This window comes from Ferroplasma sp. (genome assembly GCF_031200575.1).
In the GTDB taxonomy this organism is placed as follows: Archaea; Thermoplasmatota; Thermoplasmata; order Thermoplasmatales; family Thermoplasmataceae; genus Ferroplasma.
In genome coordinates, this window is the sequence record NZ_CP133597.1 from 325,544 (window position 1) to 348,853 (window position 23,310).

General features: G+C 39.7%; 30 protein-coding genes and 1 tRNA gene. 23 read left to right on the forward strand and 8 right to left on the reverse strand.

The genetic code is table 11. The features are described 5' to 3' along the window. Positions 1-58 precede the first annotated feature (58 nt). The 7 genes from RE471_RS01840 to RE471_RS01870 all read left to right on the forward strand — a co-directional run bounded on the left by RE471_RS01840 (position 59) and on the right by RE471_RS01870 (position 6,376). Positions 59-1,114 carry a hydroxymethylglutaryl-CoA synthase gene (locus tag RE471_RS01840; RefSeq protein WP_309215070.1) on the forward strand — a complete coding sequence of 352 codons (1,056 nt, stop codon included), beginning with the start codon at positions 59-61 and terminating at the stop codon, positions 1,112-1,114. Further along, positions 1,098-2,270, forward strand: coding sequence for a thiolase domain-containing protein (locus tag RE471_RS01845; protein ID WP_309215071.1), 1,173 nt, complete (start codon positions 1,098-1,100; stop codon positions 2,268-2,270). The genes RE471_RS01840 and RE471_RS01845 overlap by 17 nt, the downstream gene beginning before the upstream one ends. A 2-nt stretch (positions 2,271-2,272) precedes the next feature. After that, positions 2,273-2,674, forward strand: a complete 402-nt coding sequence (locus RE471_RS01850; RefSeq protein ID WP_309215072.1) for a Zn-ribbon domain-containing OB-fold protein — start codon at positions 2,273-2,275, stop codon at positions 2,672-2,674. Positions 2,675-2,752: 78 nt separating this feature from the next. After that, on the forward strand, positions 2,753-3,568 hold the full coding sequence (locus tag RE471_RS01855) for an MqnA/MqnD/SBP family protein (protein WP_309215073.1): 816 nt from the start codon (positions 2,753-2,755) through the stop codon (positions 3,566-3,568). 118 nt (positions 3,569-3,686) lie between these two features. Then, complete coding sequence (locus RE471_RS01860; protein WP_309215074.1) at positions 3,687-5,186, forward strand: cytochrome ubiquinol oxidase subunit I; 1,500 nt, start codon at positions 3,687-3,689, stop codon at positions 5,184-5,186. Positions 5,187-5,191: 5 nt separating this feature from the next. Next, complete coding sequence (locus RE471_RS01865; protein ID WP_309215075.1) at positions 5,192-6,265, forward strand: hypothetical protein; 1,074 nt, start codon at positions 5,192-5,194, stop codon at positions 6,263-6,265. Between the two features lie 38 nt (positions 6,266-6,303). Then, a tRNA-Pro gene (locus RE471_RS01870) sits at positions 6,304-6,376 on the forward strand. Positions 6,377-6,502: 126 nt separating this feature from the next. Here RE471_RS01870 and RE471_RS01875 read toward each other — a convergent pair. Continuing rightward, positions 6,503-6,736, reverse strand: coding sequence for a CDGSH iron-sulfur domain-containing protein (locus RE471_RS01875; RefSeq protein ID WP_309215733.1), 234 nt, complete (start codon positions 6,734-6,736; stop codon positions 6,503-6,505). A 66-nt stretch (positions 6,737-6,802) separates the two neighbouring features. Between RE471_RS01875 and RE471_RS01880 the strand changes: the two genes are divergently transcribed. Together RE471_RS01880 and RE471_RS01885 are read left to right on the forward strand one after the other, a co-directional pair. Further along, a complete protein-coding gene (locus tag RE471_RS01880) occupies positions 6,803-8,176 on the forward strand; it encodes an NAD(P)H-hydrate dehydratase (RefSeq protein WP_309215076.1) in 1,374 nt (457 codons plus the stop codon). A gap of 23 nt (positions 8,177-8,199) precedes the next feature. Continuing rightward, positions 8,200-9,372 carry an AMP-binding protein gene (locus RE471_RS01885; protein WP_309215077.1) on the forward strand — a complete coding sequence of 391 codons (1,173 nt, stop codon included), beginning with the start codon at positions 8,200-8,202 and terminating at the stop codon, positions 9,370-9,372. On the opposite strand, the gene RE471_RS01890 is transcribed toward RE471_RS01885, so the two are convergent. The 4 genes from RE471_RS01890 to RE471_RS01905 form a co-directional block, all read right to left on the reverse strand. After that, positions 9,360-9,836, reverse strand: a complete 477-nt coding sequence (locus tag RE471_RS01890; protein WP_309215078.1) for a hypothetical protein — start codon at positions 9,834-9,836, stop codon at positions 9,360-9,362. The genes RE471_RS01885 and RE471_RS01890 overlap by 13 nt on opposite strands. A 57-nt stretch (positions 9,837-9,893) precedes the next feature. Continuing rightward, positions 9,894-10,250: a MarR family transcriptional regulator gene (locus tag RE471_RS01895; protein ID WP_309215079.1), complete on the reverse strand. Its 357-nt coding sequence runs from the start codon at positions 10,248-10,250 to the stop codon at positions 9,894-9,896. 99 nt (positions 10,251-10,349) lie between these two features. After that, entirely contained in the window at positions 10,350-10,607 is a 258-nt protein-coding gene (locus RE471_RS01900) for a UPF0147 family protein (protein ID WP_298279584.1), read from the reverse strand. Positions 10,608-10,611: 4 nt separating this feature from the next. Beyond that, complete coding sequence (locus RE471_RS01905; RefSeq protein WP_309215080.1) at positions 10,612-10,911, reverse strand: Lrp/AsnC ligand binding domain-containing protein; 300 nt, start codon at positions 10,909-10,911, stop codon at positions 10,612-10,614. 161 nt (positions 10,912-11,072) lie between these two features. On the opposite strand from RE471_RS01905, the gene RE471_RS01910 reads away from it, so the two are divergent. Then, a complete protein-coding gene (locus RE471_RS01910; RefSeq protein ID WP_309215081.1) occupies positions 11,073-11,675 on the forward strand; it encodes a thymidine kinase in 603 nt (200 codons plus the stop codon). 6 nt (positions 11,676-11,681) lie between these two features. Here RE471_RS01910 and RE471_RS01915 read toward each other — a convergent pair whose 3' ends face one another. Further along, positions 11,682-12,458 (reverse strand): hypothetical protein, encoded by a 777-nt coding sequence (locus RE471_RS01915; protein ID WP_309215082.1) that lies wholly within the window; start codon positions 12,456-12,458, stop codon positions 11,682-11,684. 62 nt (positions 12,459-12,520) lie between these two features. Here RE471_RS01915 and RE471_RS01920 point away from each other — a divergent pair, with 62 nt between their 5' ends. Beyond that, positions 12,521-13,003 (forward strand): acyl-CoA thioesterase, encoded by a 483-nt coding sequence (locus tag RE471_RS01920; protein WP_309215084.1) that lies wholly within the window; start codon positions 12,521-12,523, stop codon positions 13,001-13,003. Between the two features lie 10 nt (positions 13,004-13,013). Continuing rightward, entirely contained in the window at positions 13,014-13,529 is a 516-nt protein-coding gene (locus tag RE471_RS01925) for a hypothetical protein (protein ID WP_309215085.1), read from the forward strand. Here RE471_RS01925 and RE471_RS01930 read toward each other — a convergent pair. Further along, entirely contained in the window at positions 13,524-14,876 is a 1,353-nt protein-coding gene (locus RE471_RS01930; RefSeq protein WP_309215086.1) for an acetyl ornithine aminotransferase family protein, read from the reverse strand. The two genes, RE471_RS01925 and RE471_RS01930, sit on opposite strands and share 6 nt — an antisense overlap. A 161-nt stretch (positions 14,877-15,037) precedes the next feature. Here RE471_RS01930 and RE471_RS01935 point away from each other — a divergent pair, with 161 nt between their 5' ends. The 9 genes from RE471_RS01935 to RE471_RS01975 all read left to right on the forward strand — a co-directional run bounded on the left by RE471_RS01935 (position 15,038) and on the right by RE471_RS01975 (position 21,123). Continuing rightward, positions 15,038-15,481 (forward strand): ATP-binding protein, encoded by a 444-nt coding sequence (locus RE471_RS01935; RefSeq protein ID WP_309215088.1) that lies wholly within the window; start codon positions 15,038-15,040, stop codon positions 15,479-15,481. Positions 15,482-15,731: 250 nt separating this feature from the next. Continuing rightward, entirely contained in the window at positions 15,732-16,721 is a 990-nt protein-coding gene (locus tag RE471_RS01940) for a VIT1/CCC1 family protein (protein WP_309215089.1), read from the forward strand. Between the two features lie 67 nt (positions 16,722-16,788). Then, entirely contained in the window at positions 16,789-17,565 is a 777-nt protein-coding gene (locus RE471_RS01945) for an ABC transporter ATP-binding protein (RefSeq protein WP_309215091.1), read from the forward strand. A 32-nt stretch (positions 17,566-17,597) separates the two neighbouring features. Then, positions 17,598-19,154 (forward strand): hypothetical protein, encoded by a 1,557-nt coding sequence (locus RE471_RS01950; RefSeq protein WP_309215093.1) that lies wholly within the window; start codon positions 17,598-17,600, stop codon positions 19,152-19,154. Between the two features lie 21 nt (positions 19,155-19,175). Beyond that, a complete protein-coding gene (locus tag RE471_RS01955; RefSeq protein WP_309215094.1) occupies positions 19,176-19,628 on the forward strand; it encodes a 30S ribosomal protein S19e in 453 nt (150 codons plus the stop codon). A gap of 48 nt (positions 19,629-19,676) precedes the next feature. Next, the gene (locus RE471_RS01960) at positions 19,677-20,021 is read left to right on the forward strand and encodes a DNA-binding protein (RefSeq protein ID WP_309215095.1); all 345 of its coding nucleotides are present in this window, start codon (positions 19,677-19,679) and stop codon (positions 20,019-20,021) included. A 2-nt stretch (positions 20,022-20,023) separates the two neighbouring features. Further along, entirely contained in the window at positions 20,024-20,179 is a 156-nt protein-coding gene (locus RE471_RS01965) for a 50S ribosomal protein L39e (protein WP_298279604.1), read from the forward strand. Positions 20,180-20,189: 10 nt separating this feature from the next. Next, positions 20,190-20,462 carry a 50S ribosomal protein L31e gene (locus RE471_RS01970; protein ID WP_309215096.1) on the forward strand — a complete coding sequence of 91 codons (273 nt, stop codon included), beginning with the start codon at positions 20,190-20,192 and terminating at the stop codon, positions 20,460-20,462. Between the two features lie 4 nt (positions 20,463-20,466). After that, positions 20,467-21,123 (forward strand): translation initiation factor IF-6, encoded by a 657-nt coding sequence (locus RE471_RS01975; protein WP_309215097.1) that lies wholly within the window; start codon positions 20,467-20,469, stop codon positions 21,121-21,123. Between the two features lie 191 nt (positions 21,124-21,314). Here RE471_RS01975 and pyrE read toward each other — a convergent pair whose 3' ends face one another. After that, positions 21,315-21,815: an orotate phosphoribosyltransferase gene (gene pyrE / locus RE471_RS01980; protein ID WP_309215098.1), complete on the reverse strand. Its 501-nt coding sequence runs from the start codon at positions 21,813-21,815 to the stop codon at positions 21,315-21,317. A 77-nt stretch (positions 21,816-21,892) separates the two neighbouring features. Here pyrE and pyrF point away from each other — a divergent pair, with 77 nt between their 5' ends. Further along, entirely contained in the window at positions 21,893-22,528 is a 636-nt protein-coding gene (gene pyrF, locus RE471_RS01985; protein ID WP_309215099.1) for an orotidine-5'-phosphate decarboxylase, read from the forward strand. Between the two features lie 16 nt (positions 22,529-22,544). Continuing rightward, a complete protein-coding gene (sppA, locus tag RE471_RS01990) occupies positions 22,545-23,273 on the forward strand; it encodes a signal peptide peptidase SppA (RefSeq protein ID WP_309215100.1) in 729 nt (242 codons plus the stop codon). The last annotated feature ends 37 nt before the right edge of the window (positions 23,274-23,310 follow it).

Genomic DNA, 23,310 nt, shown 5'->3' on the forward strand with positions numbered 1-23,310 from the left:
CGTTAATCAACGAATTATCTAACGTGAATTTTTATATATTTCCTAATACTATCCACTTATGTCTGGAATAGTTAGTTACGGTTCATATGTTCCTGTATACAGAATTAAACCCGAGGAAATTGCCAGAATATGGGGCGATGATCCGGAAAAAATGAAAAACAATCTCTTTATACTGAGCAAATCAGTGCCTGCACCGGATGAGGACGTTGCCACAATTTCTGTGGAGGCGGCAAGGAATGCCCTGAAGCGAAAAAAGATAAATCCTCATGATATTGGTGCCATTTATGTCGGATCAGAATCCCATCCGTACGCTGTAAAACCCACAGCAACGGTTGTTGCAGCCGCTATAGGGATGCCGCTGGAATATTTCGCTGCTGATTATGAATTTGCCTGCAAGGCCGGTACCGCAGGAATGCAGAATGTAAAGGCAATGGTTGATGCCAATTATATAAAATACGGATTTGCCATAGGGTCAGACACATCACAGGGTGCCCCGGGAGATGCCCTTGAATACAGCGCATCAGCAGGAGGTACAGCCATGCTTATTGGCAAGGATGATGTTATTGCAGAAATCAACGATACTTTATCTGTATCAACCGATACACCTGATTTCTGGAGAAGAGAAGGAGAGCCATATCCAAGGCACGGTGAAAGATTTACCGGCGAACCTGGTTATTTCAAACATGTTGTTGCTGCGGCAAAGGCCATGATGTCAAGAATGGGGACAAAGAGCAGTGACTATGATTACGTTGTTTTCCACCAGCCCAATGGGAAATTCCCAACAAGGGTTGCAAAAATGCTGAGTTTCACTGAAGATCAGTATAAAACCGGGTTGCTTACGCCGTATATAGGAAACACATATTCCGGGTCAACCATGACCGGGCTTTCAGCAATACTTGATGAGGCAAAGCCAGGGGATAGAATACTGGCAGTCTCCTTCGGTTCCGGGGCAGGTTCTGACGCTTTTGATATAACCATAACGGAGAACATGAAAACCTATAAGCGGGAAAACGCACCTGGTGTGAGAAAGATGATAGAGAATGTTACATTTATTGATTATGCAATATACACAAAGTTCAGAAAAATAATTGTTATGGGTGAAAGTCTTGAGTAATGAGGTATATATTATTGGAGCCGGAGAAACAAAATTCGGTGAGTTGTGGGATAAGTCTCTGAGAAACCTGGCTGTTGAGGCAGGATTGAAGGCAGTTGAAAATGCGGGCATATACTCAAAGGATGTGGATGCCATTTACGGTGCCAATTCACTGGCAGGCATTATAAATAAACAGGAAAATATTGGTGCATTGATAGCAGATTTTTCCGGTCTTTCAGCTGATGGAATCCCATCGTTGAGGGTCGAGTCGTCCACAGCTTCGGGAGCAGCTGCCCTGCGGGATGCATACCTTTCTATAAAATCTGAGGAGTATGATGTGGTGATTGTAGGAGGAGTTGAAAAAATGACAGATATCCATGGCAGCGACATACTTGAAAAATCATCCTCCATACTTGATCGTGAATGGGAGGCCTTTTTTGGTGCCACACCTGCTGCCATGGCCGCACTGATAGCCAGAAAGTATATGCATGATTTTAATGTTGATAAGGAAGCATTATCAATGTTTTCCGTTAATGACCATCTGAACGGGTCTAGAAATCCGGATGCACAGTTCAGGAACAAACTGACACTGCAGCAGGCCATGAACGCAACCGCCGTGGCAGACCCGCTTAATATGATGGACTGTTCCCCCCTGAGCGACGGCGCTGCAGCAGTGGTTCTTGCCTCGGAAAATTATATGAAGAAAAATAAAAAGGAGGGAGTGCACATACTGAGTTCAGCAGTGGCAGAGGACTATCTATCTGTTGGATCAAGGCAGTCAATATATACGCTCACATCCACAAAACTCGCAGCTGAAAAGGCATTCAGGAAGGCAGGCATAAAGAGGGATGACATCTCATTCATGGAGGTGCATGATTCATTTTCAATATACGGGCTACTAGAACTTGAAGACCTGGGATTTGCAGAAAAGGGTAAGGCCAGCAAAATGGTATACGATGATATTAAACTTGAAGGGCGCCTCCCTGTAAACCCATCTGGTGGACTTAAGGCAAAGGGAGACCCTTATGGTGCAGTTGGAGTCGGGCAGGCAGTTGATGCTTACCGCCAGTTAACAGGAAAGGCGGGGGACAATCAGATAAAGGACGCAAGATATGGATTGCTGCATAACATGGCAGGCACCGGTGCCTCATCAATAATTCATATATTGGGTGAATAAAAATGACGGAACTATCAAGAATATGGAGGGAAACTGAATATAGGTATAATCTTATAGGGTATAAATGTAAAAACTGTGGGAATTCATATTTTCCACCCAGGGACGTATGCCCGAAATGCCATAGAGAATCCATAGGAAAAATGGAAAAGGTAAAATTCAGCGGCAATGGGGAGGTAATATCATACACAGTTGTGCATGATGCACCACCATCCTTTAAAAGGCAGGTTCCCTATGTACTGGCACTTATAAAGCTTTCAGAAGGGCCAGTTATAACTGCCCAGATAGTTGATTCGCCTGAAGAAAATATCGATATCGGCACAAAGGTGCATATGGTATTCAGGAAAATAAGGCAGGATGGCGATAGCGGAATAATTGAGTATGGCTATAAGTTCGCAGTTAACTGATTGCCAAAAAATTTATAAATTTTGAATAATTTTCAAAGAAATAAAAAACACTTTTAACCATGTTGCAATTAATATTTTATGAAAATGATAATAGCACATACACCTGACCCAGATGATGCATTTATGTTTTATGCCATGTTCGAACACAAAATAGAAACCTCCTTCGAATATGAACAGGTAGTGAAAGATATAGAAACACTTAATAAGGAATCAATAGACGGAAAATATGATGTAACCGCAATATCTGCGAATGGATACATGCATGTTTCTGATATATATGATCTGACAACGTCTGGAGCAAGTTTTGGCTTATCTTACGGTCCTCTGGTAATAGCCAAAAAGAATATTGATTTAAAGGGAAAGGTAATTGCCACTCCTGGAAGATACACATCAGCTGAACTTCTATACAGAATGTTCGCACCTGAAGCAGGCGAATACAAGGAAATAAGATTCGACAGGATCGTTAATGCTATAATGAATGATGAGGTAGATGCAGGAATTCTTATACACGATGAACAGCTCACATTCCAGGAGAAAGGCCTGGTTCCAGTACTGAAACTTTACGATGAGTGGAAGAAATACGCAGGAGACCTTCCCATACCACTAGGATTCAATGCGATCAGAAAAAATATGCCCCTTGAAAATAAACTGAAATATAAAAAGGATTTCGAAAATTCAATAAAATATGCACAGGAACATCAGGATGACGCCGTGAAATATGCTATGAAATATTCAAGGTATGATGATTTCGAACTGGAAAAGAGGTTTATATTAATGTACGTCAATTCCCTTTCTGTAGACTTCGGGGATAAGGGCAGGGAGGCATTGACTCTCTACTATAAGAGGGCGGCAGACAGGAATATTGTGAAGCCATTTACACCCACCATAGTTTAATTTTTCATAATTGCGTTATTATGACTAAAAATTCATAGATATGATACTTTATTAATTTCTTTATTTATCAGTATAAAATTACCTTTAAATATGACTTTGTAATTTATAAAAGATAAACATGTTCAACATATCATATCCGGTATGGGATAGTGCAATGTTCGCTTATACAATATCCTCGCACATACTGCTTGTGTCCCTTAGTATGGGACTGGCAATTATGGTCACAATTGCAGAATTCCTTGCACTGAAAAAGAAGGATAAGTATTATGATACGCTGGCATATAAACTTTCAAAGGCCCTGGTTATTTTCTTTGCCGTGGGTACAGCCTCAGGAACAGTAATGGCAATGGAGTTGTTCCTGTTCTGGCCAGCGTTTATGAAGCTTGTTGGTGAAGTTGCCATGGGGCCATTCTATGTGGAGGTATTTTCATTCCTTCTTGAGGCCATAGCCCTTCCAATGTACGTATACTTCTGGAAGGACTTCAAGAATAGATGGGAGCACTGGGGTTTAAGCCTTGCAGTGACTATAGGAACCTACCTCTCTGCTTTCACTGTTACAGAAATAAATGCGTGGATGAACACACCTAATGGATTCAACGTGGAGAAATTTGTAACAACAGGAGCTGTTACAAACGTGAACCCATTTGCACCCTTCATAACAGCGTCCACTGCAGCAGAAGAACTTCATATGTCCGGAGCAGTTTATTATGCCGGAATTGCTATGATACTGGGTTATCTTATATATAAATACATGAAGACAAACAACATGCCAGAAAAAATGATTTACAGAAGAGGCATAAATATAGCCGCAGTTTTCATGATACTCGATATTATATATCTGGGCATAACAGGATCCAACGAGCTGTCCACATTAATGGTTATAGAGCCAATAAAATACACTGCGCTGGAGCTTGACTTACACGCAACTGTAGGAACATCCTTTGCTACAATGGCACCCGAGCACATATTTGGAATACTGATAAACCATAAACTGGCATATGCGCCATCACTTCCTTATGCCCAATCACTGCTCGCCTTTCCATTGACATTCGGCAAGGGAAGCATTCCTGGACTAATTCCGTTAACCACGTATAAAGGGGTTACTGATTACGGTGTATGGCCACCATACGCTGTTCACGACACACTGGATATCATGGTAGGATTTGGTGTTTTGATGGGCTTCTACTGGCTTTATGTTGTAGTACAGTACTTCAGGAAAAAAGATCCGTTGAGCCACAGATTCACCCTACTTGGCGGTATGGTTGTTTCAATAATGGGTGTGCTTACAATGGAGGATGGCTGGTACACTGCTGAGGTTGGCAGGGTTCCATTCATTATTAGATCTCCTGTCCCCGGCGGCTTCGTCGTAAACGGGGTCAAGTATTATGGTACCATGACAATAGCACAGGCTGCCTCAACATCTCCAATTGTGTTCCCGCTTGGCATAGCCATTATAGCGTTCTATTTGATCATCTTCCCGGTAACCTTCTACTTTGCGGCAAAGGTTATGAAACTATCAAATGTGGAGGAAGATCTTAAGCTGGGAGAAGACGATATCAAAATGGAAGAGGAAAGAAAGAACAGAAAGGGCGTTACAGCAAAGGCAGGGATGAGGTGAATTAAATGACAAACTTACTTTATGGCATAAATTTCGACGTGCTCTTTTTAATCGTGGTAATAGCATCAATGGTTACAATGTTTGCAACCGAGCTAATGGCAGTGGTTCCCATAGCAACAAGGTTCAGGGATAATAAGATACGTGTCAACGTTCTTTCATACATCGTCCCTGTATGGGAGGTTGTAGGTACATTCTTCGTCCTGTGGCTTGTGGATATGGAAAATATAATACCAATACTGATGCCATCAATATCATATGCACTGTTTCCATTATTTGCAGTATTCATATTTTTCCTGGTTACGCGGAACTCCTTTATAATATATGCAGAATTCGTATGGCATGAGAATAAATACTTTGATGAAAGGAAGTTATATGTTATATATTCAGTGGCAACATTCATAATGGGAATTATGGCATTATCAATACTCGCTGCTATAGCGAGTGGTTACGGCGTACATCTTTATGGATTCGGAACAGAATCAGCAATAGCTTACTCGAGCAGTTATACAAACTTTGGTGTTTTCTATTCACATCTTGGGGTTATAGGGTTCATTATAGGCGCATTGATCCTGGCGAATGGAATAGGAATGGTATTCTACAGGCTTTCTGACATAAAAACCGCCCTTGGCAGATTCATGCCCCTGATACTGGTTATAATAGGGCTGGCAATATTTATGCCATCCTATTATTCTATCACATCAAAGGACTATACAGTTAATTCGTCCCTGATAATAATACCCATAATACTGGCTTTAATCATACCAATACTCTATGCATTCAGGCAGACAACCTATATCGCTTCATATAAGCCATTCGTTATACTTGTTACAATAATATCACTAACTTTCATTGAATTGAGGGAATACCCATACGTATTCGGAAATGCCAATATTTCAGCCTATATACCGGCAGTAACAACTGATTCTGCTATGGAGTACCTGGCTTTTATAATCTCCGTTGTGGGCGGAATATGGCTGGTTCTGATGATGATATATTATGGTTATGTATCAAATCACAGAATTGCTGGGCTTATACCGAAACGCCCGGATGAAAATAAAAATCCCGCGCCAAAGCAATAAATATAAATTTTATATACTTTTTTAAACTGTAGATGCAAGGGGCTGTGGGGTAGCTTGGTATCCTACGGGCTTTGGGAGCCTGAGACTCCGATTCAAATTCGGGCAGCCCCATTATTCAATATTATAATATCTTATAAGATTAATATACAATAAAATAATAATCAAATACCGCGATGATGATATTTATACAAAAATGAAAAAATGATTAATGACGGGCAAGCTGAGCGGTTAAAAATTTCACTCTTTTTTATAAAATGAGGTTACCTCTATTCTGTTGCCTTCATGATCGTAGAGATATAACTTGTCGCCCTCATCGGTGGTTTTCATGTGATGGCCATCGCAGTATGGCTTGTTCTCTGAAAGGCCACAGGCGCACAGATGCAATTCTTTATCTCCAACTTTTATCATATACGGCTTGTTTCTTTCATGCATTACTATTCTGGACATAGTTATAATATATGGTATTACTATAAATTTTTAACGTTTTATTATCAGCTAAATATGGTACATTTAAGTATTTCCATTCAATATTTTATTATGGACAATCTTGATGAGAAGTCTATGGATATTAATTATTCCTGTATATACGGTGATACCTACGAACTTATGAAGAATGCAGGAAAGGCCATCGCACATTTCATTGAAACCACATTTTCAAAGGGAAAAGCAGTGGCTGTGGTCTGTGGAACTGGCAATAATGCCGGTGATGGAATCTGCTGTGCAGAGTTGCTCAGGGAAAATTATAAAGTTTCTGTTGCCCTCATAAAGGGTATAGCAGGGCTAAAAACCCAGGAAGCTAGAAGGGCTATTAATGACTATCAGGGCATCTATTATGGGATTTCATCCCTGGAGAACGTTATATCACAAAGTGATATTATAATAGATGCAATATTGGGAATAGGAATAAAAGGGGAACCTAGGGAACCATATAATGAGGTTATCAGCACCATAAACAGGTCTGGAAAAACTATAGTTTCTGTAGATGTGCCCTCAGGATTCCCATCAGGTCTGGCCATAAAACCTGGCTTTACTGTTACATTCACAGATGTAAAAACCGGGATGGAAAAATCAAATAGCGGGAAAATTATAGTTGCAGACATAGGTGTACCGGACGCCGTAAAAACATCTACCGGGCCGGGAGATCTTGTATATATTCCGCCGCATAATCCCATGGCACATAAGGGCATCAATGGCGTGGCAGGAATTTTTGCAGGAAACACATTTCCCGGTGCAGCTATAATGGCCTCCATGGCAGCATACAGCACCGGCCCTGACCTTGTAAAGGTATTCTCATCGAAATTAAATAGGGATATGATAGTTTCCCGGAATCCTGGACTGATGTTTTATGACGCTGATACAATTCGCAAAGAGGATATGGATGGGATCACATCCATGCTTATAGGCCCGGGAATGGGGAGAAATGACCCATCCAGGAGACTTATAAATTATGTCCTGGATAACTTTACCGGACAGGTGGTTGTAGATGCGGATGCCCTCAGGCTTCTTTCACCTGACAGGATAGCCAGAAGAAATGCAATAATTACGCCGCATAGTGCTGAATTCAGGGCATTTACGGGACTTGATCCAACAGCAGAGAATGCTATTAAAATAGCAGGCAAATATGGCATTACTGTGCTATTGAAGGGTGTAACAGATATAATAACTGATGGGAAAAATACCAAATACTCCACCGGGGGAAATGGCAGGATGGCCATGGGCGGGACCGGGGATGTCCTTGCAGGTATTGCAGCAGGCTTATTATCCAGGGGAATGCCTCCTTTCAGGGCTGCAGTGGCATCTTCATATGTAAATAAAAGGAGCGGGGAAATGTCCTATAATAAATATGGATATTATTATAGCATTACAGATGTGATAAAGAATATAAAATACGTTTTAAATAATAAAATTTAAAACCATCCTGCTATTATAATATAATGATTGGTGCCATTAAAGGACCCGTTAACATACCTGATTTATCTATATACACACTGCTTAGCAGGAATACAGAGGTAAGTGGAAGCAGGCCTGTGATGATATATTATGATAAATACATAACATACTCGCGAATTCTCTCATATGTAGATTCCATGGCATATCAGTTGGAGCACCGGCTGAATATCGGGAAGGGCGATACAGTGGGAATATTACTTGATTTTTCCCCTGAATATGTTATTTCTATTATTTCTTCCATAAAAATAGGCGCAAAGGTTCTGGTAATTGATGAAAACACGGATGAAAAGATTATAAATAATTATGTGGAGTATCATAAAATAAAGGTTCTCATAATGTGCAAAAGAATGGCTAGGCTTGCCACAGCCAGTGATGTGAAATATATTATATCAGACCCAAATGATTTCCTTACCCTCGGCAAGGCCGTAATAAGAAGAATAAAATATCGTTCAAGAGTCAGGTACAGTGAAAATATCCTGAAATTTTACGAGTTTATATATAGCGGCAAAAAATCAGATAAGTCCGAGAATCCAGAAACGTCCTGCATTATGTTTTACAGTGATAGCAGACTTATAAAATTCAGCATGAAGGATATAATTTCCTTTACTTTTATCCTCAATTACTGGATGCCCAAGATAGATGGCAGGCCGGTATTTTATTCAAACATCAGGCACTCCACTCCCCTGGGGCTGGTTTATTCAATTACACTTCCAGTATCATTTTCAGGCGCCACCGTGGTTAACCGAATCGGCGGAATACTGAAAAACAGCCCGGATTTTATTATAGGAGATAAAAAACTCTATTCTTCCATAATTGACAAACACATATACCTGAATGGTGTAAAATACTGTATAATGCCATTTAATGATGTTAAAACAGAGACAGAGTTTAATAAATTTACAGGCGTCCCACTGATAACAGGAAGATCAGATAACATAACATTAACAACCCATATGAACCCCTTCGATGATATAAGGAAAGGGTCATTCGGGATGCCCCTGAATTATGTGAAATATGACATTAATAATATTGGAGAAATGCTTGTAAAAACACCTTACATGCCAGAGATTTTTATGGATGGCAAAAAAATTTCCGAAGAATGGGTCAATACCCATATAAGGGTAAAGATAGTGGATGGTTATTTCTATTCTGTTTGAACAATATACCTTGAATTGTACCTGTACAGAAATTTTCCGAATAAAAGTGATAGAAAGAAATTGACAACAGCGTAGGATATAAAATAATAGATCAGATCATATATTCCTGTTATCCCAAGGCTGTAGGCAGTTGTTATTACAAAGAACACAAGCCAGTATGCTATCACCATGAATCTGATTTTCCCGTTCAAAGTTGTTCTGGGTATAATTTCAAAATATTTGGCAAGAAGCAGGGAGAATATAACGCCGAAAAGAAGGCCGAGTATGAATATATCACGAACCTGATATATGGTGAGTAATGTAAATAATAGGGAAAGCTTTGAGGATGATGTGGAAACGCCATAGGCTATGGCAAATTCCCCTGTAAAGATATAAATTACTATAACATTTATTATTGAGGCAATGACAAAATATAGAAATCCGGCCTTAAGACCGGCAAATATACCTTCCTTTATGGATGACATATATACTGATGCCTGTATTGGATTAATACCTTTATATCAAAAATACCATGATCATCATTAATCCTTGAAATTTTTGAGCTGGTTGATGGTATTTTTTATGTCATCTATTTTTTTCTCACGTTCATTTATTATCTCCTCAAGAATTTCATTGAAGTCCCTTGATAATTTATAACCGTGAATCGGCCTTCCCTTGCCTTCCTTCTTCATATTTCTTTTTACTATCCAGTTTTTTCTCCGCAACCACTGCATTGCAATAGATACCTCTGGCTGTCTAAGGCCTGTTTCACGCTCTATTTCCACAGATGTTATTTCACCCTTGTCTTTTATATATACAAGTGTGTATGCCACGCTTCTGGGTATGTCGGACATCATTAAATACCTGGCTAATTTGTTAACTTCTTCTGAAAGTGCCATTCCAATCGTATAATAATATTATAATGTTATATATATTTAACTATACAAAAAAAAATTAATATAATAAAAATAAAGGTTTTCCCTATACTGCCAGGCATCTCATGACTTTGCAAGTGCTTCAAGCTTGCTTATTATGGTATAAATAGCCGCCCTTCCATGGGATGGTACATTGGGATCATTTGATATGTCATCAAGCTCTGATATGACAGTGGCACACCTCAGATCCAGGCTTTCCTTGGTATCCTTCATTTTCTCCTTTGCGTCCGAAGACATCTTTCTCACATTTCTAGGTATGGAAGAATCATCCTCCAGATCATCCATCAATGCCATAACCTCATTATACAAATCTTCATCCATGGTCTCACCTCATATAAATATCCTTAATGATGGACAGTACCATCATTGTTTTGGATCTCCTTATACCCTGTATTGCATTAAGGTTATTAACTATAAACTTCTCCAGTGCAATATAGTCAGGGAATCTCACCTTTATTATCAGGTCATACTCACCGGTTACAACAAAAACCTCCTCCACATTCTTGTTTTCTCCAATAATCCTACCTATGTTGTCAACATTGTTTACATCAGCCTCTATGCCTATTAACGCCGTTATAATCTTATTATCATAATATTCCCTGAAATTTGTTATTTCTGCCTCCATTAATCAACCCTCTATGCATTCATTATTATTTCCATCCACATAATATTTTCTAAAATACATTTAATCCTTTTTTGTGGTAATTATACCGCGATTCTTTCATAGAAATAATGCACCACAGAATCTTGCAGTGAAAAACATATACAAGTTAACAATACAATGGTATGAAGAATATCAGTATGGGCAGACTGGTGCTTATAACCGGCCCCATGTTCTCTGGAAAGACATCACGGTTAATTGAGCTTCTTGAGCGGGAAATACTTGCTGGAAGGAATACACTGCTCTTCAAACCGGAAATTGACAAAAGATATGACACCACATTTGTTACAACCCACAAGGGCATGAGGCTGCCTGCTATTGTTCTTAATACAGATAATGATGCTGTAAAAAAGATGTATGAATTATCAAAAAACGTGGATGTAATAGGAATAGATGAGGCACAGTTCTGGGATCATGATTCCATACTTCCAGAAGTTGCCGACAGGATAGCCAGTGAGGATAAAATTGTCTATGTTGCAGCCCTGAATAAAAACCACACCGGGTCACCTTTTAAAACGTCAATGGAAATAATTGCACGTGCGGATCAGGTTTATTCCCTTACAGCTGTGTGTGCAAAATGTGGTGAGGATGCCACATTCACCCAGAGGGTCATGAATGGAAAAGAGGTATTCGGGGAGCAGATAAAAATCGGCGGCACTGAAAGCTATGAGCCACGATGCAGAAAATGCTTTGTATATCCGGAAGAAAATGAAATTAATAAGGCATAGGATGGGCTAGTGTGAGATCTCTATGCCGCTATCCATGCTGCCAGCAGGTATTATTAATGATCTTCTTCCGCCTTTAGAAATGAAGCTTATAATCGCTTTTATCATGCTGCTGAAACCAGTGTCCCTATAATATCCTGACGCATACCTTTCCTGCAGGTCCTTATAATTTATTTTTATTACACCGCCATTATTGTTATGCCATGTGTTTATGGACTTTAGAGGGACATCTGCTATAATCATCAGGGTATCAGCCTCCAGGAGGGTGGCCAGAAGTGATGAATACATATTGGGATCTACATTCCCCTTAATGAATCTGTAGTACTGCAAATTCTTCACTACAGGCGCGCCTGGTGCAGATATTAGGGGCAGATAGCCATCGGCCATGAGAGCCATTATGGCTGATTTTTCCAGTATATCAACTGGCTCGAGGTAATCGCCCTTATAAGATGAGTGTGGTCCTTCCACGCTGTTTCGATCTGCCATTCCTGAATCCTCATTAACATCTATCCTCTTGGGATCACCTACTTCAACCCTTGTAAAAATGCTTATAATGTCCCTGGAATACCCGTTTATATACTTTACCCTGTCATAGTTATTCAGGGTTTCCAGTATACTCTGCATGTCTGTGTATTTATTTTCCATGTTCATCAATACAAGAGCTACCTCATTTTCTGATATTATTTTTCCCGTGCCAGCGAATACATCCTCAAGCCTTTTGGTAATCTGGCAATCACCATTTTTGACCGAATTTCCACCATCTATTGCTATTACAAATCTTTCCATGGAAAACCATCCATAAATATGCATATATGATAAGATTATTAAATTATCTGCAATAAGCTAGTATGGGAAAAAAGGTTAGCGAATCTGAAGTACATTCTGAAATCATTGTTCTTCCCGGAGATACAAACATGTTCGGGGACCTTTACGGAGGAAGGCTTGTTGAATGGATGGATAATATAGGCAGCATAACAGCATTCAAGCACAGCAGAATGAAGGTGGTAACAGGCAGTATAGACAACCTGTTCTTTCTTTCTCCCATTAAACTGGGTTACATAGTACATCTGCATTCCTTTGTTACTTTTACTACCAGATCAACCATGGAAATAGAAATAGATGTATCATCTGAAAATGTAACAACAGGAACTACTAATGTCACAACAAGGGCATTCTTTACCTACGTTGCGCTGGATGAGAACGGCCATGCTGTAGAGATACCACAGTTAATTCCGGAGAATGACGCTGAAAAAGCAAAATTCAACGAGGGGAAATTAAGATCCGAACATAGATTACAGCTATTGAACGATATAAAAAATGGCCTGAAATAAGCTGATAATAATGAATGGTAGCATATATGAAAGGGAATTAATGAACATCCTGAATGGCACAAAGAATACCGTGGAAAGAATTGCCAAAAATCTTGATCCAGTATCAAGGGATACTGTATACACAATAATGGATAGGCCATTTTATGTGGCAAGGGCCGCAGGGTCATTCGGTGCAGATCTCGTCGCGCTCAGGGATGATTATTCCCTGATTATAGAGGTAAAATCCTCATCCAGGGAACAGCTCGCATTCAGTGAATCCTCAGGGACGAAACAGGAACAGGCAATAAAACTTCATAACAGGTGCATTTCCTCTGGACTTTTTATAACCTACGCATACCGGCTCAAGAACTATAAGGGTGATTTCTGGAGATTCTTTTCAATAGAAAGCGATTACAAATACAGTGGAAAAATGAAAGGGCTTTATGAGCTTCTTCCTAAACAGAAAATAACAAAAACAGGGAATTTTATTTTGAAATGGGAGGACGGGCTCCCGTTGACAACACTAATATCCTATCTTAACTCATAGGCCTGCCTTTATGGAGCTGTCCAGTATGTCAATGGCCTCATCCACCTGTTTTTCATTTATGATCAGGGGTGGTATGAACCTTATGGCACTTTCCCCGGCCCCCAGAAGTATTAATCCTCTCTTATATGCATTTTCAATAGTTTTGTCTCTCAGAGCTGCAAAATGTGCCTTTGTCCTTCTATTTTTAACGAAGTCTATTGCCTGCATGAGCCCCAGCCCCCTAACATCGCCTATGGCATCATATTTTTCACTGAGCTCTTTAAGTCTTTTATTCAGATAGTTTCCGACATTTTTAGAATTTGTAAGCATATCCTTATTCTTTATCTCCTCTATTGTCGCCCTGCTTGCAACAGCAGCAAGAAGATTACCGCCGAATGTGTTTGAATGCAGCCCAGATTTCTCAAAATCATACTTGCTTTTGACAACAGATGCACCCATGGGTATGCCGGATGCTATGGATTTCGCCACTGACATGATATCCGGATCAACATCAAAGTATTCAGATGCAAAGAAAGTCCCTGTTCTTCCGAACCCTGTCTGTACCTCATCCATTATGTAAAGTATCTCATTATCGTGTGCCAGTTCCATGAGTCTCTTATGGAAGTCCCTGGGAGGCACTATGTATCCACCCTCACCCTGTATTGGCTCTACCAGTATCCCGGCAACACTATTAGATGGCAGGAAGCGTCCAAAAACATAATCCTCCAGGTAATCCAGCACTGCGTTTGTAAGATCTTCCGGGTTTTCATATCCATCTATGTTGAAAGGATTCCTGTATGGGTCAGGGAATGGTATATGTGTTACGCCATTCATTTCAGGGAAGAAACCCTCATGATGCACAGGCTGTGAGGCTGTGAACGCAAGGGCGCCCATGGTTCTGCCGTGGAATCCTCCGATAAAGCCTATAAACTGGGGTCTTTTTGTATAACTCCTGGCAAGTTTCAGGGACGCTTCATTGCTTTCTGCACCGCTGTTTGCGTAAAAGACCTTTTTATCATGGCTCCCGGGTGCCACGCCTATGAGTGCCTTTGCAGCCTCTACCTGCTCCTCATAAAAGAAGTCTGTGCCGGCAAAATGCCAGAGCTTATGCAACTGTTCCTCGACCTTAGAAATTACATATTCATCGCCATACCCTATATTTGTTGTGCTTATGCCGCTGGAAAAGTCTAGAAATACATTTTTATCAACATCTTCTATGTAACATCCATAGCCTCTTGATGCAACAACCGGCAGGGACTTGGTGGAGGTTGCAAGGTATTTTTCATCCTCGGCAATAACCTGTTTTGCCCTTGGTCCTGGCAGGTCTGTAACAATTTTCACTCCCTTTAGTACTGCACTGCTATCCATAAAAATATAATGGTAGGATAATTAAATACTTTCTTATTGATACATTTACATAATATTATTAAATTATCTAAATAAATTTGGATTCTCAATTTTTGTTATAAATTATCAAAGTCATGCAATAATACATTAACTGCAATACGCTATTATACTTTAGAGTATATGTGCTTTTTATAGACAGGAAAAATGAGCTGAATATGCTTTACTCAGCATATAAAAGATCCATGGCAGAACTGGTTTTGATAACCGGTAGAAGAAGGATGGGAAAAACCGAATTAATCAAAAAATGTATAAATGAACATAAAGGTGTTTTGCTTACCTGCAGGGAGGAATCAGAAAAATTAATGCTTGAAAGGTCTTCTATTATTCTGGGAAATTATTTTCAAGATGATTTTATAATTAAAAATTCCATAAAAAGCTGGGATTCCTTTTTCGAATATCGGTATAAAAATACTTTAAATGAAAAATCAATAATAGCAATAGATGAATTTTCATACGCTCTTAATAATAAGTCATTACAATCCCTTTTGCAGGATTACTTGGACAATAAATTGAAAAGCACAAGAATATTTCTTATACTTTCTGGGTCCAATATATCCATGATGTAAAATCTATCTGATTATAGGTCTCCATTATATGGAAGAAGAACCGGACAGATAACATTAAAAGAATTCCCATTTGTTGAGGTCTTACGTTACTTCGGCGATCCAGAATTAGCTGTAAAGTACTATAGTGTTTATGGCAGAACACCTGCATATATAATGGAAGTAAATAAAACCAAAAGCTTTACTGAAAAAATTTCAATAGGCACACCGAACTTCCTGAAAGGACTTTTATATAATTATATTATAACATGATATGGCTACAGATACCAACACCAAATATCAGCTAAAATTTTTACGTGATGAATTAACCGATATGGTATTTTATACTTATCTCTACAGAAAAACCAGTGATCCAGAACTGAAGGAAGACTTCCGTAAGCTCGCAACCACAGAGAATGAGCATGCCAATTTCTGGGGCCAGGAATTAAAGTCGACAGATGTGAATGTCAATAAGGTATCCTACAGGAAGATAAAGTATTTTTTCATGAAAATAATAAGAAACCTGATTGGTGGTAGCCTGATTATTAATCTTCTGGAGCACGGCGAATACCAGTCTATTAAAAAATATAAGGAATATTTAGATAATTATACACAGGATGATAAATACAGGAACAAAGTCAACGAGCTTATAGTCTCGGAAATGCAACATGAGGAAATATTCGCAAATAAAATTTCAAGCAGTGCAAAGAATATTCAAAAGAGCAGGGATTTCCTCTACGGCATGAGTGACGGGCTGGTGGAGGTTCTTGCCACGCTTGCCGGGCTCTCTGCCATAATTACCAGTCATATAGATATTGCATTGAGCGGCGTTGTGGTGGGAATCAGCGGAACATTTAGCATGACCCTGGGTGCCTACCTGGCCCAGAAATCAGAATCTGAATATAAGATTGCCATGCTCAACAGAAAGCATATATTCTCTAAAAGCAAGGGCGTCCAGAAAATGATAGATCGTTACTCATCGGAAGCCACAAATTCGGCATTGAATACAGCACTTTCATATATTACCGGGGCTGTTATACCCATACTCCCTTTTATATTCCTCTCTAAATTCATAGCAGTTATTCTTGCAGTAATCCTTGTTTTTGTTGCACAGGGCATTTCAAATTCTATCGTTGCCCTCTCGCTGAACACACCAATACTGAAATCAGGACTGAGGGCAGCTTTTCTGGCACTGGGGGCGGCCGCTGTTACATTTACTGCCGGGGAAATATTCCATTTAATATTCCACATATCTCTATTATAATTTTGTAGTAATCCAGCAAATAATGATATAGCAACAAAAATATTTATAATATTGCTCACTATTTATAGTGTTGAACACCATAGAGATAAATAATATTTACAAGCGTTATGGTACCACTAATGCATTGAATGGCATAAACTTATCAATTCAGGGTGGCCAGATATACGGTGTGCTCGGCCCTAATGGGTCTGGAAAAACAACGCTTCTAAAGATAATAGCAGGAATACTGCCTGCCTCATCAGGGGATGTATCTGTCAATGGCATCTCAGTCAATGCAAATCCAGATGCCATAAAATCCATAACAGGCTATATACCGGAAACACCTGCACTTTATGAGTCATTGACGCCTGTTGAATATTTTAACTTCCTTGCCTCTGTATTTAAAATAGATGAACACGTACTCAAGGACAGGATTACTGCATTCGCAAACGCCCTGGAAATAGGAAAATATCTGGATGAATTCATAGGCTCGCTATCTTTCGGGACAAAGCAGAAGGTTGCTATCATAGGTTCCCTTATACACGATCCCCAGGTAATAGTAATGGATGAGGGCATGAACGGGCTTGATCCAAAATCTTCTAAAATAATAAAGGAGCTGCTGAAAGATATAACGGCAAGGGGGAAAACTGTGATCTTCTCAACGCATATAATGGAAATAGCGGAAACTGTGTGTGATACAATTTCCATACTCTATAACGGGAACATTGCAGGAACCGGTAATCTCGCACAGCTCAGGGAAGAGGCAGGTTCAAGCAATAATGACCTTGAGGGAATCTTCCTGAAATTAACAGGCGATGAGGACCTTGATAACCTCCTGGATTCGTTGAGGGATTCCATAAAATGAATAATAAAACATTATTTCTGAGTAAACTAATAATGGTAGAGCAGCGTTACCTTGCTTTAAAGGATACGCCGAAATTTCAGCAGAATGTGAATTCAGGCAATAAACAGTCATATTTCATGCGAAACATCCTCATGTCCTATTTATCCAATGCAGTGCTCTTTACCATGATATTTCTACTGCTGGATTCAGTTTATTTTGCCGAACGTGATACCGCGGCCCTGGCATCATTTGGCCTCATAATATTCCTTTATCTTTTCATAATAGGAATATATAATTCAATAGTTTTCCTCAACTCTGTATATAACAATAATATAATGGCCCCACTTAAATCAATACCAATAAAGGTCAATGTCAATGTTCCATTTGCCTCATGGTTCATTTACAATTCATCCTCATACATTTTTGTAGTACTTCCATCTGCAGTGTTCTTTTATATTTTAACCGGGGATTATGAAACCATATTCCTTGCATTGCTGTATGCTTTTCTGGTTATGATGCTCAGCTTTATCATATCATCCGTGCTTTTTATCTATTCAGGAAAGAAAGCCAAAAAACATACATCAATCAGAAATGTCATCCGTATCCTGATGTTATTTGTGTTTCTCGGGCTGTTTTATCTCCTGCTGGAAAATCCTGCATATTTCGGATATGTCAGTGCAGCAATATCCTCTCTGCCATATTACGTACGCATTTTTGCGTTTCCCATAAATACCGAGTATATTGTATTCTACAATTACCAGCTGCCCTTGCTTTACAGGGTTCTGGAACTATTCCTGTCCATATTGTTCCTTGGCATTATCCTTTTTGTCTATTCAAAAATAAGGTACAAAATTTATGAAATTCTAATGACTTCCGAGGAGAACCAGTCCAGCGAAAAAATATTTTCCACTGTGAAAACCCATGGAATGCTAAGGGCTTTTCTGAATAAGGATATAAAGAGCACTTTCAGGAAAACACAGAATCTCTCATATATATTCCTACCCGTGCTTTTCGTAATACCATTCTTCTTCGCAGTTGACAGCGCATCTGCCCTCGATTCCGGGTTTTTTTCCCTGCTCTATCTGGTGGAGTTTGTATCATCATTTTATGCCATTTTCCTTCTGGTTGTTGAGGGCAAGGGCATAGAGGTGTTGAATTCACTTCCAGTAACGAAGAGAGAAATAACTCTCTATAAAAGCATTTTCGGGCTCATTATATTCTCTGTGATAGCCGCTGCCTTCGTCCTGGTTACTGCAATAATTTCACGGCAGGTTTCCATATATGACTTTTTTGAATTTTTTGATGGGGTTACCCTTTTTTATGCTATAATAAGCATAAATATCAGCAGGCTTCTAAATAAACTTCCACCGGGCACATCAAACCTCAATTATTATTCTTTTGGTACATATCCCATGCTTTTTATTTTTATACTGTCACTGGCGATACTTGCCATATCCATGGTTTTTGCAGTTGGCCTATCATTTATTGCTTTTCGTTCCTTATTTTACTATGTTTACATGGATCTTCCTGTCAATATAATTATCCTGCTATTTATTATGGCAAAACCGAAATTTTTTAAAAATAACGAAAATGTTATAAATAGTTTATAAATAAACCTGCATCGTGATAATATGGTGAATGTTAAAGAAGTTCCTGCAGATTTATTGTTAAATAAGCTTGCGTCAGAATTCAAGGAGAAAGATGTTAAGATGCCAGAATGGGTAAACTATCTCAAGGATGGCATCGGCAAGGAGAGGTCATGGGTACAGGACGACTGGTATTATACAAGAATGGCATCCATAATGAGAAAGGTTGCGCTGAACAGCAGCATAGGCATATCCAGATTGAGCCAGGAGTATGGCGGGCGCCAGGACAGGGGCACAAAACGCTACCACCCGGTGGAGGGAAGCAGGTACATAGTAAGGAACATACTGCAGACACTTGAAAAGCTGGGATATTTAAAAAACGACACAAAAACCGGCAGGTCGCTTACACCTGCTGGCCAGTCCCTGGTGGATAAGGCCGCAAAGGAGGTAATGAAAAACCTTGCTGAAAAGGACAAGGTTTTTGAGAAATACCTTTAATAACAAATCTTATGAATATTGGATTAATATCTAACTCTGGTGTTGTAAATGGATGAGGATGACGAGTTAAATAATATCCGGAAGCGAAAACTCGAGGAAATGCAGAGAAATGCCCAGCAGCAGAATCAAATAGATGATGAAAGCAAAAGGCAGATGGAACAGGAGGAGGCAAGAAGGCAGCAGATCCTGAGGCAGATACTAACCACTGAAGCACGTGAAAGATTAAGCACATTAAAACTCGTGAGGCCAGACCTGGTAAACAACGTTGAAAACCAGTTGATACAGCTGGCAGGCATGGGCAGAATCAACAGGGTTATAGGAGACGAGGAATTAAAGGGTATACTATCACGTCTAATAGGAACTAAAAGGGAAACAAAAATAGAGAGGAGATGAATATGAGTAAAAACAAACCACTTGGAAAAAAATTAAGGTTAATGAAACACGTTAACTCAAATAGAAGGGTACCCGGATGGGTTATGCTTAGAACCGACAGGAAGATGACCCAGAATCCGAAAAGGAAGAACTGGAGAAGGTCAAACTTAAAACTTTAAGGTGTTAGCAATGGTAGAAAATAATGAATTATCAACAGAGGAGCTTATAAACATATCACTGAGGCCTGCAAGGGCATCATCCAGAAGAAGAAGGGCAGATACGGCTATAGAAATAATAAAAGATGCTGTAGCCAAATACACAAAATCTGAGCCAGGCATGATATGGGTGGATAATAAGGTTAATGAGTTTATATGGAAGCGTGGGAGAGAGCACATACCTACAAAGGTAAGCCTGAAAATAATCAAACTCGAAGATGGCACAACCGAAGTAATTCTCCCGTAATCCTATGATTAAAAAATTATCCATATTTGACAGCGATTTCATTGGTGTATACGTAAAGGTGTTCAACGATTTTGCATTCGTCCCGAAAAACATTTCTGACGAGGCAAGGAGCTCTATTGAGGAAACATTAAAGGTCAAAACAGCTGGTGTCATAGTAGATAACTTCAGCCTAGTTGGCACAATGGTTGTTTTCAATTCAAACGGCATAGTAGTTTCCGGACTATCCGGAATGGCTGATTTTTCACATGTTGATCTGGGCGGAAGAAGAATAGTTTTTCTGAAGGATAGGCTGAATGCAATAGGCAATAATATTATAACCAGCGATAAGGTTGCCATAGTACATCCCTCCTTCACCGAATCATCTGAAAAAGTTATAGCGGATACACTGGGAGTGGAGGTTATTAAATCCACCATAGCCGGGGTAAAAACAGTGGGAAGTGTTGCGGTTCTGAATAATAAAGGAATGCTTGTATCTCCTGAGGCGACAGAGGATGAAATAAAAAACCTCAGTGAGCTCTTCCATGTCCAGGTTAAAACCGGAACAGCCAACTACGGAAGTTACTATATCGGTGCATCAATACTGGCAAACTGCAATGGCATAATGGTGGGAAACGCCACCACATCCATAGAAATAGGGCGTATCGACGATACCTTTTCCTAAGGCCATCTCCCCGTTAAGGCATGCTGGATGTCAGGTCCCCAGGAAAAACCTGACATTGCTGGCATAAATTTCTACCCATGGGGCATTGATCTTATTCTACAGTAAATTATACTGTATTTTCTACGGGGAAATCATTGTATTTCCGCTCTAAGGTGGGTATTTTTGCAGATTCCCTTAAATTTCCATCAAAATTATAGGAGTTCTGATATTTTGGCAACAGATACCAGTTTGATTCCGTTTTCACTGAGCAGTTCAGATCCGCCAGACTCCCTGTCCACAACACACACAGCATGGTCAATTACAGCACCTGCATCCCTTAGAATCTGGGCTGTTTTCAGTATTGAATTGCCGGTGGTCACCACATCCTCGATGATGTCTATTCTGGATCCAGGTTCAACTTTTCCCACAATCCTGCTGCCTGTGCCATGTGTACGTTCCCCTTTCCTCACAATAATATACTTTTTTCCGGTCTTGAGGGCAACCCCAACTATCAGTGGAACAGCCCCGAGCTCCATGCCAGCCACTGTTTCATATACTGTATGCCTGGCAAGGTCATCACATATTGAGGATAGTGTCTGAGGATCCGTGCACGCCTCCTTTATGTCTACATAGTAGCTGGATTTTTTCCCGGATGTTAGTGTAAAATCACCGAATTTTATCATTCCTGATTCTATAAATTTTTCCCTGTCCATGGCTGCTGATTATTCATTTTTATATAACTGTATTCATACAGGTAGGATTATTATATAGTTCTGGTATACAGTTTTTAATGGATAACAGAATCATATTTGCCCTGGATGTGTATGACCATGATACTGCCATAAGCCTGGCCCAATCTATAGGGGACAGGGTATTCGCCATTAAGGTGAACTGGCCCATAATTCTTGAAAACGGGATTAAAATTGTAAATGAACTGTCAAGATACTCCAGCATTATATGTGATTTCAAGCTGGCAGATATAGATAATACTGTAAGATTAATTACTGAAAAGGCCAGGGATAACGGTGCCTACGGGATAATCAGCCATTCATTCACAGGATTGGGATCCCTTAGGGCTGTGGTAAAAAGTGCAGGTAACATGAAGGTTTTTTCTGTTGTTTCAATGTCCCAGGAATCGTATCTGGACAGCATAACTGAAGAACTAATAAAAACCTCACGTGACGCCGGAGTTTTCGGGCTTGTTGCTCCTGGAAACCGCCCATACTACCTAAAAAAGGTAAGGGAACACTCAGAGGGCATGAAAATAATATCCCCGGGCGTGGGTGCTCAGGGGGGAGACATAGTAAGTGCCATTATGCTTGGTGCAGACTATGTCATAATTGGGAGATCCATATACTCCTCCCCTGACCCTGTGGGGGCACTTGATAATTATAATAAAAATCTTAACAATAATTTAAATAGATGAATGTATATATTAATACATGTATACAGCCATTTTAAATGTGAACGGTACCATTAACAGAGGGATGCTGAACTCATATATGCCTGCACTGAAATATATGGAGAAGAAAAATAAGGTAAAAGGCCTTTTGCTGGTAATAAACTCCGGTGGGGGCGATGCAAATTCTACTGAAATTTTATATAACCAGCTGCTAAAAATATCTGACAAGAAACCTGTATATGCATTGATAGAGGGTGTGGGTGCCTCCGGTGCATACTGGCTTGCATGCTCGGCAGAGAAAATATTTGCAATGCGTACATCCATTGTGGGTTCCATAGGTGTTATAAGCATGTCACCTGATTTCTCTGAATTTCTGGAAAATTTAGGAATCAAAATGAGGATTAATAAAATCGGGAAATACAAGGATATCAATTCTCCATTCAGGGCCATGACTGATGAGGAGAGCAAAATATACAGCAGCATAATGAACGATATTTACCTCGCCTTCCGGGAACAGGTGAAAATAAGGAGAAACTTTACAGATGAAAAAATGGACAGCATAGCCACAGGATTAGTTTTCTCAGCGGATCAGGCAAAGGGAGAGGGGTTGATTGATGGCATAGGGAATATGGACACGGTGATGGATCAGTTCAAGGAGAGAACCGGAACCGGTTCCATAAAAAACCTTACCCCAAAAAGGCCATTTGTATCCAGGATAATGTCCATGTCTATGGAGGCACTATCGGGCATTGTTGAAAATATTAGATAATGGAATGCAACTGTTCATTTGATAAAACATATATATC

Coding starts and splice junctions, on each gene's coding strand:
- RE471_RS01840 (WP_309215070.1), top strand. CDS start 59: ATGTCTGGAATAGTTAGTTACGGTTCATATGTTCCTGTATACAGAATT.
- RE471_RS01850 (WP_309215072.1), top strand. CDS start 2,273: ATGACGGAACTATCAAGAATATGGAGGGAAACTGAATATAGGTATAAT.
- RE471_RS01855 (WP_309215073.1), top strand. CDS start 2,753: ATGAAAATGATAATAGCACATACACCTGACCCAGATGATGCATTTATG.
- RE471_RS01860 (WP_309215074.1), top strand. CDS start 3,687: ATGTTCAACATATCATATCCGGTATGGGATAGTGCAATGTTCGCTTAT.
- RE471_RS01865 (WP_309215075.1), top strand. CDS start 5,192: ATGACAAACTTACTTTATGGCATAAATTTCGACGTGCTCTTTTTAATC.
- RE471_RS01880 (WP_309215076.1), top strand. CDS start 6,803: ATGGACAATCTTGATGAGAAGTCTATGGATATTAATTATTCCTGTATA.
- RE471_RS01885 (WP_309215077.1), top strand. CDS start 8,200: ATGATTGGTGCCATTAAAGGACCCGTTAACATACCTGATTTATCTATA.
- RE471_RS01890 (WP_309215078.1), bottom strand. CDS start 9,836: ATGTCATCCATAAAGGAAGGTATATTTGCCGGTCTTAAGGCCGGATTT.
- RE471_RS01895 (WP_309215079.1), bottom strand. CDS start 10,250: ATGGCACTTTCAGAAGAAGTTAACAAATTAGCCAGGTATTTAATGATG.
- RE471_RS01900 (WP_298279584.1), bottom strand. CDS start 10,607: ATGGATGAAGATTTGTATAATGAGGTTATGGCATTGATGGATGATCTG.
- RE471_RS01905 (WP_309215080.1), bottom strand. CDS start 10,911: ATGGAGGCAGAAATAACAAATTTCAGGGAATATTATGATAATAAGATT.
- RE471_RS01910 (WP_309215081.1), top strand. CDS start 11,073: ATGAAGAATATCAGTATGGGCAGACTGGTGCTTATAACCGGCCCCATG.
- RE471_RS01915 (WP_309215082.1), bottom strand. CDS start 12,458: ATGGAAAGATTTGTAATAGCAATAGATGGTGGAAATTCGGTCAAAAAT.
- RE471_RS01920 (WP_309215084.1), top strand. CDS start 12,521: ATGGGAAAAAAGGTTAGCGAATCTGAAGTACATTCTGAAATCATTGTT.
- RE471_RS01925 (WP_309215085.1), top strand. CDS start 13,014: ATGAATGGTAGCATATATGAAAGGGAATTAATGAACATCCTGAATGGC.
- RE471_RS01930 (WP_309215086.1), bottom strand. CDS start 14,876: ATGGATAGCAGTGCAGTACTAAAGGGAGTGAAAATTGTTACAGACCTG.
- RE471_RS01940 (WP_309215089.1), top strand. CDS start 15,732: ATGGCTACAGATACCAACACCAAATATCAGCTAAAATTTTTACGTGAT.
- RE471_RS01950 (WP_309215093.1), top strand. CDS start 17,598: ATGGTAGAGCAGCGTTACCTTGCTTTAAAGGATACGCCGAAATTTCAG.
- RE471_RS01955 (WP_309215094.1), top strand. CDS start 19,176: ATGGTGAATGTTAAAGAAGTTCCTGCAGATTTATTGTTAAATAAGCTT.
- RE471_RS01960 (WP_309215095.1), top strand. CDS start 19,677: ATGGATGAGGATGACGAGTTAAATAATATCCGGAAGCGAAAACTCGAG.
- RE471_RS01965 (WP_298279604.1), top strand. CDS start 20,024: ATGAGTAAAAACAAACCACTTGGAAAAAAATTAAGGTTAATGAAACAC.
- RE471_RS01970 (WP_309215096.1), top strand. CDS start 20,190: ATGGTAGAAAATAATGAATTATCAACAGAGGAGCTTATAAACATATCA.
- RE471_RS01975 (WP_309215097.1), top strand. CDS start 20,467: ATGATTAAAAAATTATCCATATTTGACAGCGATTTCATTGGTGTATAC.
- pyrE (WP_309215098.1), bottom strand. CDS start 21,815: ATGGACAGGGAAAAATTTATAGAATCAGGAATGATAAAATTCGGTGAT.
- pyrF (WP_309215099.1), top strand. CDS start 21,893: ATGGATAACAGAATCATATTTGCCCTGGATGTGTATGACCATGATACT.
- sppA (WP_309215100.1), top strand. CDS start 22,545: ATGTATACAGCCATTTTAAATGTGAACGGTACCATTAACAGAGGGATG.